This window comes from Microbulbifer maximicatervae (SeqCode) (genome assembly GCF_052467955.1).
Map to the genome: position 1 here is coordinate 221,996 of NZ_CP174329.1, position 12,529 is coordinate 234,524.

Consider the following 12,529-nt stretch of genomic DNA (forward strand, 5'->3'; position numbering starts at 1 on the left):
CGGACGCTGGATCATGGAATGAGATACACCTATTTGACTCCGTTTATTTTCTTACTCAGCGCCTGTGAGCCAACCCAGTTCGCAGGTGGTACCGCCTTGCCAGATGGCTCTGTTTACAAAGGCGAGATGCTTAACGGTCTGTTTCATGGGCAGGGTCAGCTCGAATGGCCCAATGGCAGCTATTATCGTGGCGACTTTCGAGAAGGTCGCATGACAGGTGAAGGTGAGTTAACTGGAAGTGATGGCTGTAGCTATGAAGGGGAGTTCCTAAACGGAGAATTCCATGGCAAAGGCCGCTATAACTGTGATGAAACCGAATGGGCGGGAGAATTCCATGAAGGGGAGCTGCAAAGCGGTACTTTAAATTGGGATGAAGGTGGGAGCTATCATGGTGAATTTTTAGACTTTGATCCCCACGGTGAAGGCAAACTCACTGCAGAAGATGGCAGCTTTTATCAGGGCAGCTTTGAAAACGGTTTTTTAATACAAGGTAGCTATTCGGATAGCGATGGTCATCGTTATACCGGCAATTTCGAATACGGCTCCTATTCCGGCGAAGGTGAACTCACACAGCCCGACGGTACGATTATCCGTGCTACTTTCCGCTATGGAGAAGCAGAAGGTGAAGGTATGCGAATTATTGCCGATGCTGAAGGTAACAAAATTGAAGAGCCTGGTTATTTCTCCGATGGCACTTATTACCCCAGCGAAGACGCCTGGCGCGCACAGACGGATATTCCCGGTGCCCAAGCAGAAGCCAGGCTCTACAGTGAGAGTGAGCGCTTACATAATGCTATAGAAGCCCTCCCCTCACAGAGACCTGGCGTACGCGATACTTACACCCTACTGATAGGTGGTGACGGTACCTCTCCAGTATTTGCCAGGGAGCTGGACTGGGTGGCAGAGCGCCTCGATGAAGCCTTTAGCATTGACCAACGTATGCTACGCCTCAGTAACGGCGGCGGATACGGTTTCCCCCTGGCTACCCGCACCAGTATCCAGGAAAGCCTTAATGCAATTGATCAGTTAATGGACCCCAAAGAAGATTTACTTCTCATACACCTGGTCAGCCATGGTGCTCGAAATGGAGATTTCAAAATTGCCGAGGGGGAGATTCCCCTAAATGACTTCTCACTGAAAGATGGGCAACGATTGCTGGACAATATTAACGCCCAGTACCAGTGGATCGTTGTTTCAGCCTGCTTTTCCGGTCAATGGGTAGAAGCCCTACATAGCCCCAATCGGGTCATCTTTACTTCGGCCGCTGCGGATCGCAGCTCCTTTGGATGTAGCGATGATTCCGAGCGCACCTGGTTTAGTTCCGCACTTTACGGTGAAGCCCTCAATCAGGGAGTGAATAATCCTGAGACATGGTTTGAAGCCGCCAAGTTAAAAGTAACCGAGATGGAACAGGAACAGGGGATTAAAAGAAGCCGCCACTCCCTGCCCCAATATTCAGTGGGAGAGAATTTCCTAATGTGGTGGCATGGAAAAAAATCGATTTATTAATTTTGGAATTCCGGTACAAACCGACTAAAAAATTATTTTTGGTACTAATCACTATCTACCATAATACCAAGCGAAAGGAGATACCTTCTTGGAGTTCGCTAGCCTCTCTGTAGAGTTATTGTTTATTTTGTTTTTCGTCGCCGTTATTGCGGGCCTACTTGATACACTAGCAGGTGGGGGCGGCCTGATAACTGTACCGGCCCTTATTCTTAGTGGCGTCCCACCACTAGCTGCCTTGGGCACCAATAAACTACAAGGCAGTATTGGTACTGCAATTGCTACCTACATGATGCTTAGAAATAACAGGATCAGTTGGGATGGGATTAAAAATCTAATGCTATTTGCCTTTATTGGCGCAGCCATGGGCACAATAGCAGTACAGTTCATCAATACTGATGTTTTGTCATTTATTATTCCTGCTATTCTTTTATTTATCGCTATTTATTTTATAGTTTCTCCATCCCTTACTCATAGTAGTACTAAACCCAAGGTCTCAAGAAAGAAATACCAATATGGTGTGATCCCATTTATTGGTTACTATGATGGTATGTTTGGCCCCGGAACTGGATCATTTTTTGCCTTATCAGGCGTTGCCTGTAGGGGACAGGATTTACTAACCTCCACGGCCAATGCAAAACCTCTCAATTTTTCCACTAATATCGCATCTCTAATCGTATTCTTATTTGCCGGTCAAATTTTATGGGCTGCGGGAATCTTAATGATGATTGGACAAGTTATAGGTGCCTGGCTGGGATCTCATTTTCTATTTAAAATTAATCCTGGTTATTTACGGGGAATGGTAGTTCTTATGTGCGGTGGAATGTTAATAAAATATATCCGCTCTATGGGATGGATAGATTATATTTTCTGAAGGGTATGGAGGTGGCTGGAACTCAGAAAAATCAGATTAAACATTAAGATTTTGGATTGTTTTATGGAGCATCTAAAAAGATCTTTAATGAACTTCTTTTTTAAGCTCCATCAACTCCTTCTTGATCTCGGTGATTTGATTCGATAGCTTGCTCTCAAAATCCTCATTGATTATCGACATATACTGCTCAAACCGGCTCTGTTTTATTAGATATTCTAATCTCTCTAGCAATTCATCATTGGAAACTCTTCTCCTGGCTCGTTTCCTGGTAAATTTTATCAGTGGCTTTACCCAGTCAGGCAGTCGATAATAAGTATTTTGAAAACCTCTGCTCATGGAGTATCTAAAACCATTTTGCCGTATATAGCTAGATAGCTTTGATGGTAGCAACCTATAAAATAGATTTAAATATTTATCCATCTTATTGCAGTCAGAATACCACTCTTTCACCAAACTCTGCTTATCTCTGTCCAACTTCAGATTGCCCAAAGCTTCATTAAATTCTCTTTCTGTATATTTTTCGACTAATTTTGATTTGGTTAATAGAGAAATTACTTTTTTATCACCATAAAGCGGTCGTAATTCTATCAAATACAGCAACCAACACCCCAGAAGATCATTCTTATAATCCGCATCACTAGCATTTTTTGTTAAGTAGTCAAATACAAAATGGTATTGATTCACCAATCGCTGAACCATTAGATCACTTTTCTTTTCATCCATGTTGACTAAACTATACGACCCAATTTCTGGCAAAACTAATATTGATTTAGCCTTGACGGTTGTTATCCAATGTAGAGAGTGACCATTAACGCAGGAACCCAAAATAAATTCAGATATTTTATTTCCACAAACAAAGCCCCTGCGATACAACCTCCTGACATTTATAGAATTTATTTTTAAAACAAACCTGGATTTATCACCAATGGATTCTGAGAATTTTTTTAGGGGTTTATTATGGCTAAAAAATACTATATCCGGATTCTCACTATTGACTATATCCTGTAATTTAGGGATCAATGTAGGGCACCAACAATCTCCCTCATCGATAAATCCAACATACTCTCCTAAAGTATTTTTTACTCCAAATTCAAAAATTAGCTGGTCATCAATCTGTGAAGTACTCGGAATATGAATACTTCGAACTCTGGGCATTAAACCTGTAAAGTTATTAATCCGGTTTCGTCCATCATTTTCGCAAGAGTGAAGGACAAGAATCTCTATATCCTTGTATTGCTGTCGAATAATACTCTGCAGACAAGTATTGAGATAGACACCGCTAGACTTTGAAATAACGACAATCGAAATCATGCGCATACCACTGAAGTTCGGTAATCTAATACAGAATTAGCAGTATCTGGATCTTTGTCAAAGAGCATTCTCAAATCCGCATTGCTCAATGATAGAAAAGATCTTGTAAACTGAGATTGAAAGCTCCCCCTATACTCTTCGTCAAGATTACGCCAGCACCAGTTAAACAATGCTAACTTGCTTTTGACATACAAGTGGTAAAATCTATCTCTAAGATTAATATTCTTATTAAAGAAGTCTTCAACCTCATCAAAAACCTGTAATACAGATGTACGCCGTGCATCTGAAATATTTGAAAGCCTATTTCCTGTGGAGTCGACATTATGAATACAGAAAGGGGATTCAAATAATGCAATATCTTTAGCATTTGTGATCAAATTCCAATGTGCTAACACATCATTATGTACAGGCGTTTGTGAAAATCTAAGGGAAACCCTTTTCGCATAACTAGTTTTAATCAATCTATTCCAAGGGAAGGGTGTTAAACATAGAATTCTATCATGATCAAAAGTGGAAAAAGCCCTGTTACCAAAGGTTCTAAGCGCTCTGTAGAAAATGAAATTGTCATCACCTGCCATACCGAGATTAATAGTGCTTCCCGGAAATCTACACTGATAGGCCATCAACAAAACATCACTGTTAACTTTTACAGCAATTGAAACAGCTCGGTCCAACATATTTGGGAGGATTAGATCATCGGCATCAAAAAATAAAGTCAGCGGTTCAGCTATTTGATCGAGAGCACTATTCCTACAATAGCCTGCCCCACTGTTACCATCGTTTAAAATAATTTTATATGGGATTCTATTTTTCTGAAGAAAATCAGAGGCCAACCCAACGGTGGTATCTGAGGAATTATCGTCAGATAAGTAAATTTTTACATCAGTCGCATTATTATGAACAATAGAGTTCAACGTATTAACAATATTATTTTTTTCATTGTATGTTGGTATCACCACCCCAACTTTACTGTTAGGCATACAAATTCTCTTTATAATTCTCTCAAAGCAGCAGAGTTAAATGTAAACGCAATAAGTAAATTAATTTGAATATAATCAAGTCTGATAAAGGCTGTACCACTTAAAGTAGACAGATATACACCTTTTTTCAAACTTATTGATCGATGATTTGCTTAAGCTAGATGATTTCGGGAAGGCTAAGGTATACAGCAAAAGAATTAGACGCCTACTCAAGGAGCCTAGATTTACCAGAACCAACTCTTAGAGTTTTGATTAGGTACTATATGGCAAGAATAATATCTTCAATCGGCTTATCAAATGTTATTAAATCTTTATTTTTCTCATCTTTATAAAGCTTAATATAGGCTTTAAACATAGCTGAAGGTGATTCCTGCAAAAGTGAAATCAGATAATCCCTACCCTTTAACTCTTCGATTCTATTGCCGATATAGAAACCTACAAAATACAGAGGACTATCCCATACTGCAGAAAAACCCAAATGATAGATTTTGTCAAAGTCTAAACTTGAGTCAATGCATGCACGAAAAAGCATTGTTTCAAATAAAACAAAGTTACTATCTATTCGTTGTAAATTTCTCTTGAATTTTTTCTTAAACCATTCTGTGTACTCTTTTCCGTCTGTAACACTTAATGGAGAACCCACAATAGAGGCTATCCCCTCCAAGCGGGTTTGATTTAATATTTTCTCACAATTAGAGTCTGGATTTTTTCCCTTACCATAAAAATTGGACTGAGCAACGTGATATAACTCATGTGTTGAAAGCGTCAGTAAACCTTCATAGTCCCCTTTAAAATACTGCAGGGCAATATAAAAGTTATCATCTTGGGCCCAACCGTCAGAAGTTCCCCCGACTACTATAAAAATATTGGCATCAAAGGAAATATCTTTAGGAGAATAATCACCAATTCCCCTCTTTACACTATTTAAGTATTGCTGAGGATTGCGCTTTATTATCTTGAGTATATCTTCAACTTCGGACAATCGTTCATTTAACTGTTGAAATCTAAAGGGATCATTTTTAACTGGATTACCTTCAACAACGTCGATCAAACTAGACCGAAATGACTCAGTATTGGCTTTACTGTCAAATCTTGAGGTTTGATGGATCGTTGCTCGTATCCCCTGCAAACTCATTAGCTGATCTAATTGATCATCAGATACTTTGTCTCCAGATAAAATATCAACTAATCTATCAGCACTCTCAAAATCAATTGTTATATTATCGGTTACTTTCGCTGAGGAAAAAGCCGTAAGGCTTATCAGTGACAAGCCTAAAAAAATCACGCACTTAAAGATATTCATTTTACCTCTCGTAAAAATGTAAAGAAAAGAATAACCAGATATTTAATCTAAAAAGAATGCTTATTGTGTGATTATTAGACCTTTATTGCCTACACAACCTCCACTCCAAATGTGAGACAAAAATATTGCATTTTACGCCACTAAAGGAGCTTGTGTTTTCAGCTATCTAAAAGAAAGTTTTGCTTACGACAGAGGACATCTTGACAAGATTGAATCCCACCCGCAGATTGTGAATGGGATTCAGGGGAGGCTTAGGCAGACTTCTGTTCTTCAATAAAGCGCTGCATCTGCTCTTCCAGCATCGAAAGAGGCAAAGCACCATTACTTAGCAGTGCATCGTGAAATGATCGCAAATCAAACTTATCGCCAAGCTCTTTTTCCGCAAGAGCTCGCAGCTGTCGAATTTTAATTTCCCCCATCTTGTAAGATAGTGCCTGACCCGGCCAGGATATATAGCGATCTACTTCTGCACGTACATTAGCCGGAGAGAGGGATGTATTATTGGAAAGAAAGTTTAATGCCTGCTGTCGTGACCACCCCTGAGAATGAATTCCAGTATCAATCACAAGGCGTGCGGCACGCCACATTTCATAGCTGAGTCGTCCAAAGTGCTCGTAGGGAGTGGTGTACAGTCCCATCTCTTTACCCAGTCGTTCAGAATAAAGGGCCCAACCTTCTCCATAAGCGCTCAGGTAAAGGTTGCGACGAAAGTCCGGTACATTTTCAAGCTCTTGCGAGAGAGCATTTTGTAAATGATGCCCCGGTACAGCTTCATGCAAGGTAAGAGCAGGTAGCTCATACAGGGGACGCTGGTCCAGCCCGTGAGTATTCAACCAGTAGGCACCACCGCGAGTACCGCCAATGGCGGCTGGATTATAGGAGGCCGTAGTGTAGTTAGGTGCTATTTCACTGGGGACTGGTACCACACCATAGGGAGTACGCGGCAATAAGTTAAAGAACTCCGGCAATACATAGTCAATCCGCTTGGATATATAGGCCGTTTCCTTGAGCAGCTGTTCCGGCGTTTTAGCGTAAAACTGTGGGTCTGTGCGCAGGAATTGAGTGAATTCTGTAAAGCTGCCCTTAAAGCCTGACTCCTTGATCAGAGCTTTCATTTCCGCGCGGATTCTCTTCACTTCGGCAAGGCCCGTGCGATGAATCTCCGCAGGGTCCAGATCCAGGGTCACGTAGTAGCGAATATTGTGGCGATAGTAGTCGCTACCACCAGGCATCTGTTCAGCACCCAAAGTCTTTGTGGCCGCCTTTAGGTAGTCGCCCTCAAGGAAATCCGCTACCCGTCCAAATGCGGGAATAGCTACTTGCTTAATCACAGCTAAGCCCTGCTCTCGCAGACGCTTCTGCTCATCGGGCGCGATGTTTTGCGGCATCTCAGCAAAAGGCTTATACAAGCTGCTCTTACTGGGATCTTTATATACTTGAGCGCGTACCGTTGGCGCTATACCTTCTACAACGATTTTGGGCAACACAAAGCCAGAGCGAATACCTTCGCGCATATTGGCAATGTTCTCATCGAAGTAGCGACCAAATTCACCGATACGGGCAATATAGTCCTCGTAGTCGGCGATATCCCTCATCGCCAAACCACTATTTGCCTCAAGCGCACTTGCGTAAAAACTTGAGAAGGTGTTTAGGGGAATTCGGTCGAGAAACAGTTCCTCTTCCTCAACTGAGCTGGCAAGAACCCAAGAAAGAAGCTCGCTATTAACGCGGTCTGAAGCACTTAACTTACTTTGATCGATAGCCTCAAGGCGCCGGATAAAGGCCTGCTCAGCCTCTATACGACGTTGACGATCCTCTGCAGTTACCCCGGGCAGTTCCCGGTTGTAATCGGAAACGCCAACTCGCCCGGCAGTAATCGGGTCTTCTCTCAGCGTGTATTGCCAGTGATCGTTAAGAACACTTTGAAGCTCTTCTGTAGCAGTTGCTGCCCAGGCTGAGGGCATCAATAGGCTAGTGGCAATAAGCGGTCCTGTTAGGGACTTGAGGTAGTAGGTAAGTGATTTCTTGAATTTCACCCTTGGCTCCGTAGTGCTGTTGGTATCTAAAAAGAACAACAGAGCTTGCTCTTTTAGTTACCCTACAGAGTAGGCGTGGCAAGCTTGTACCAGCACTATACACGAAGGATGGATAATAGTGACTCAGCGGAATAGACATACCGCCACAAGCAGGGTGGAGGAGTATAATTTCCTCCACCAAGCGGTCAATCAGTTGGCTGGCAACTTAGGTGGCACGCGCATAACAGCGCACGTCATAGCTCCCACTCAGACCAATGGCATACATAGATGTATTCCAGAAAGAGTTTACAAACCAGTTGCGGAATGCATTCTTGGTTGGGAACCAGAATTCTCCAAAATTTGGGTCAAAAAACAACACATCTTCTGCTACCCAAGCTGCCATGGCGTGGGCACCCACCTTACCTGAAATACCGATTTTCTTGTAAGAGCCAGCGCTTCTCGTCGGCTCCCTAATAATTTCATCGGCAAGCGCTGCAGAGTTGCGCATAGTAGTTTGCCCACGATCTAAACGAGGGCCTGTGACCACGTGAATTTGGCGTTGACCATTTGGCCCAGCAATACCTACACCGCCATTATTCTGAAGAGGCAGAATATTGTGAGATTGCAGCCATGTCTCCGAGATCTGATCCTGGTTTGGTGCATTTCCACCAATCTGGTGCAAGGTCATCACATGGAAAAGATGCTGCTCACTCAATGTATTATTGGGGAAGAGCCAATTCCAAAGGCTTCCATCCTCTGCGTGAAATTTGATCCAGTGGGCACTCAGGGATTCACAGACCCCTCCAGCAGTATCCTGGTGTATGGTGATCTGTGCCTTCACCGGATCCAAACACTGACTGAAATTATATTGAAGAGTGCCACCGTGCTGGGCCACAGATCTCTGAACAGGACCAACCCTTGTCCCGGTAAGTGCAAGTACTGTTTTATCAAACCAAATCGGCATGTCCATCTCCCCTGTATTCACAATGTAGAAACACTTATTCAGCGATTAGTTAACTGCTTCTGAGAAGTGCTTTCCGGTATATGCATTAGATTGAAACAGAAAAATTACAGAGCAGATAGGTGTCCGTTTTTTTTTAAAATCGACTCTGGCACTCTTTTCTCAGGCCATAGATAGCAGTTCGAAATAGATTGAAGCGCTGGTATTTATTTGACTCTGGCACTATTTTTTATGGATAAGAATATCACAGCTATTTACGATTAATTCCATGTTAGAACAGACCCAACTACGCTTGCCAGTCAGATTACACAGGTCCTTTAATTCGACTCTGGTACTATTTTTGGTGCAAAAAAATTGACCTATGACATGGAAACTATCTAAATGGAAATATTTTTTTGTAGTTGGCGACAATTGGTTTTATCTTTCCAGAGATAGAGCTTATTACCTACAGATAATTACGACTTGAAAATAAGTCAATGATAAGAAGTGAAATAGGTAGAAGTGATAAAAATTAAAAAAGGCAGCCGGGTGAACCCGGCTGCCGAGCGCCCATGGGGGGAGGGCTAAGAGGAAAAAAATTGGTAGTGGATTGCTACTACTAATAGAACCAACAAAAACAGCTACTGCCAATTTATGTGCGGCGAGCGTAAGAGCGAACTTCATATCCACCGCTTAGCCCTACTGAATACATAGAGTTATGCCAAAATGATTGGGTAAACCAATTAAAGAAGGAATTTCTGGATTCGAACCAGAATTCACCAAAGTTGGGGTCAAAGAAAGTAATGTCCTGCGCAACCCAGGCAGCCATTGCATGACCTGCAAAAGTGCCATCAAGACCTATCTTCTTATAGCATCCAGCACCACCCGTCTGATCCAAAATAATCTCCCTGGCCAAAGCATTGGGAGAGAAAACGCCACTCTGGCCTTGCGCTCTACGGGGATTGTGAATACCCCGGATAGTATTTCCTCCCCGGCCATTCGGGAAAGCTCCACCAAATACATTTTGACTGGTAGGGAAGATATTTTGTGTGCTCAGCCAGGCTTCTGTAGTTCTGTCCTGGTTATTCTGTGTGCCCGCCTGTTGCAGGGTCATTACGTGAAATAAGTGCTGTTCATCCAGTGCACCCGCCGGCATTAACCAATCCCACAAGCTCCCTCCATCAGAGTGATACTTGATCCAAAAAGCGGAAAGCGCTTCACAAACACCACCGGAAGTATCTTCGTGAATAGTGATTTGTGCTTTTACCGGGTCCTTACACTGGCTGAAGTTGTATGTCAGTTGACCCCGATGATTGGCTACAGATTGTTGTACGGGGTTTACGCGTGTTCCAGTTACAGCGAGAACGGTTTTATCGACCCAAATAGGCATATTCGATCCCTCATTTTATGAGATAAAAACGCTGCACAAATCCTTTTTTAAAAACTGAAAATTTGTAGCGCCTGTGAATTGGGCGGGCATTGAACCAGAAAAGTTCCAGGGCCAACAGAGTATAAAAGCGCTTTTTAAATCGACTCTGACACTATTTTTTTATCCAGCGTTAATCTTGCCTGAATCCTACTTTGTTGAAATCTATTAGCCGATAATAATCTGGCAACAGACAATATTTAGCCGTTTCTAACTGCGAAGACAAAATAGAGATAAGAAGATATTATTACTTATAAATATTTATCATTCTTAATCTCAAATAAGACGCATAGCAATTTATAGAAAGTACACTTTTACAAAACTCATCAGTTTAAAAAAGTGGCTTGTAACAGCAAACTGCTAGAGTAGGTGTGCAAGTAAAAAGCTATGCAATAAATTGCATAAAAAACTAAGCAACAACGCCTGTGCCGGTCTCTTTGCCAGCACACTTTTAGCCACTCAATACAGCACTACTAAGTTGGTTGTGAAAAATTTAGGCAGGAATGACTCAACAGCAAAGTGGTAGGTAAGATGCCTCGACCAAATTCTGTCCCTAGGTCGTTAACTCCAGGGGATGAAATCCGGTCGAGGTTTGGCTAAGCGGTGTTAAACCTGCTCTACAGTCTGCTCAATACGTCCAAAGATAGATTGCCCTTGATCATCGAGCATTTCGATGGAAATAGTATTTCCAAAGTCCATAAATGGCGTGCTTGCAGAGCCACTCTGGATGGTCTCAATCATGCGAATCTCGGCAATACAGCTGTAACCAACACCGCCTTCTGCTACAGGCTTACCGGGGCCGCCATCCAACTTATTGGACACCGTTCCAGAGCCAATAATGGTGCCTGCACAAAGTGGACGAGTTCTGGCCGCGTGGGCGACCAGTTGCCCGAAGTGGAAGGTCATATCCACACCGGCATTGGGCTCGCCAAACTTCTCACCATTCAGATGGGAAACCAGTGGCAGATGCAATTTACCCTCGCTCCAGTTTTCACCCAGCTGTTCAGGGGTTACGCAAACAGGGGAGAAAGCACTAGAGGGTTTGGACTGGTAGAAACCAAATCCTTTGGCCAGTTCCGCAGGTATCAATCCGCGCAGGGATACATCATTGACCAACATTACCAACTTGATATGGGACAGTGCATCCTCAGCGGACACCCCCATAGGAACATCGTCGGTGATCACGGCAATTTCTGCCTCGAAGTCGATGCCAAAGCCATTGCTTTGCGGCATCTTTACCGGCTCGCGTGGATCCAGGAAGGTATCGGAACCACCTTGATACATGAGCGGATCGCTGTAGAAACTCTCCGGCACCTCGGCACCGCGGGCTTTGCGCACCAGCTCAACATGATTCACGTAAGCACTACCGTCGGCCCAGTGATATGCGCGCGGTAAAGGCGAAGCACACAGAGTTTGGTCAAAGGCTTCCCCTTGAATCTCGCCACTTTGCAGGCGTTCGTGTAGCTTCTCCAACTCGCTGCTGACTGATGCCCAATTGTCCAACGCACTCTGCATGGTGGGGGCAATATCGCCAGCTGGCACCATACGGGTAAGATCGTCGCTAACAACAACCAATTGGCCATCTCGGCCGGATTTAAGGCTGGCTAACTTCACTGTGCCTCCCCTTCAGTTTTTTCCACAAATTCTTCTTCCCCATGCATCCAGGCGGCGTGCCTTGGGGCTTTTTTAGTACGTGACCACTCTTCCAACATATCCTCAGCAACCCGCTTCAGCTCTTTGTGCATACCGGGCTTGGCGGTATTGGCGGCCAGCTCGATACGATGGCCGTTGGGGTCGAAGAAGTAGATCGACTGGAAGATAGTGTGATTGGTAGGGCCGAGTACGTCGACCCCGGCCGCTTCCAGTCGCGCTTTGGTCTCAAGCATTTCTTCCATGGATTCCACTTCGAAAGCGATATGCTGTACCCATTTGGGTGTGTTCTCATCGCGCCCCATCTCCGGGGAGTTGGGGATTTCGAAGAAGGCAAGCACATTCCCCATACCCGCATCCATAAAGACGTGCATGTAAGGGTCCGGCTCACCGGTTGAGGGTACCTCGTTTTCGGCAATGGCCAGCTGGAAGTCCATGCCGAGAAGATCGCGGTAGAATTCCACTGTCTCCTTGGCGTCCCTACAGCGATACGCCACGTGGTGAATGCGCTTAATGCCCATTGA

10 protein-coding genes are annotated in these 12,529 nt (G+C 43.6%); 2 read left to right on the top strand and 8 right to left on the bottom strand.

All coding sequences use genetic code 11. The annotated features are described in order from the left end of the window. The first annotated feature begins 18 nt into the window (after positions 1-18). Together ACJJI5_RS00890 and ACJJI5_RS00895 are read left to right on the top strand one after the other, a co-directional pair. Positions 19-1,509, top strand: a complete 1,491-nt coding sequence (locus ACJJI5_RS00890) for a C13 family peptidase (protein WP_445355298.1) — start codon at positions 19-21, stop codon at positions 1,507-1,509. Between the two features lie 88 nt (positions 1,510-1,597). Next, positions 1,598-2,380 carry a TSUP family transporter gene (locus ACJJI5_RS00895; protein ID WP_445355299.1) on the top strand — a complete coding sequence of 261 codons (783 nt, stop codon included), beginning with the start codon at positions 1,598-1,600 and terminating at the stop codon, positions 2,378-2,380. Positions 2,381-2,464: 84 nt separating this feature from the next. On the opposite strand, the gene ACJJI5_RS00900 is transcribed toward ACJJI5_RS00895, so the two are convergent. The 8 genes from ACJJI5_RS00900 to ACJJI5_RS00935 all read right to left on the bottom strand — a co-directional run bounded on the left by ACJJI5_RS00900 (position 2,465) and on the right by ACJJI5_RS00935 (position 12,526). Continuing rightward, positions 2,465-3,691: a glycosyltransferase family 2 protein gene (locus ACJJI5_RS00900; RefSeq protein WP_445355300.1), complete on the bottom strand. Its 1,227-nt coding sequence runs from the start codon at positions 3,689-3,691 to the stop codon at positions 2,465-2,467. After that, complete coding sequence (locus ACJJI5_RS00905; protein WP_445355301.1) at positions 3,688-4,671, bottom strand: glycosyltransferase family A protein; 984 nt, start codon at positions 4,669-4,671, stop codon at positions 3,688-3,690. Before ACJJI5_RS00905 ends, ACJJI5_RS00900 begins: the two co-directional genes overlap by 4 nt. Before the next feature lie 259 nt (positions 4,672-4,930). After that, on the bottom strand, positions 4,931-5,974 hold the full coding sequence (locus ACJJI5_RS00910) for a DUF5700 domain-containing putative Zn-dependent protease (protein WP_445355302.1): 1,044 nt from the start codon (positions 5,972-5,974) through the stop codon (positions 4,931-4,933). A 251-nt stretch (positions 5,975-6,225) separates the two neighbouring features. Further along, the gene (locus ACJJI5_RS00915) at positions 6,226-8,010 is read right to left on the bottom strand and encodes a DUF885 domain-containing protein (protein WP_445355303.1); all 1,785 of its coding nucleotides are present in this window, start codon (positions 8,008-8,010) and stop codon (positions 6,226-6,228) included. Between the two features lie 205 nt (positions 8,011-8,215). Further along, positions 8,216-8,953, bottom strand: a complete 738-nt coding sequence (locus ACJJI5_RS00920) for a YopT-type cysteine protease domain-containing protein (protein ID WP_445355304.1) — start codon at positions 8,951-8,953, stop codon at positions 8,216-8,218. Positions 8,954-9,581: 628 nt separating this feature from the next. Continuing rightward, positions 9,582-10,319 carry a YopT-type cysteine protease domain-containing protein gene (locus tag ACJJI5_RS00925; RefSeq protein WP_444906712.1) on the bottom strand — a complete coding sequence of 246 codons (738 nt, stop codon included), beginning with the start codon at positions 10,317-10,319 and terminating at the stop codon, positions 9,582-9,584. Between the two features lie 642 nt (positions 10,320-10,961). Beyond that, positions 10,962-11,969 (bottom strand): fumarylacetoacetate hydrolase family protein, encoded by a 1,008-nt coding sequence (locus ACJJI5_RS00930; RefSeq protein WP_445355305.1) that lies wholly within the window; start codon positions 11,967-11,969, stop codon positions 10,962-10,964. After that, complete coding sequence (locus ACJJI5_RS00935) at positions 11,966-12,526, bottom strand: VOC family protein (RefSeq protein ID WP_252084079.1); 561 nt, start codon at positions 12,524-12,526, stop codon at positions 11,966-11,968. The genes ACJJI5_RS00930 and ACJJI5_RS00935 overlap by 4 nt, the downstream gene beginning before the upstream one ends. Between the last annotated feature and the right edge of the window lie 3 nt (positions 12,527-12,529).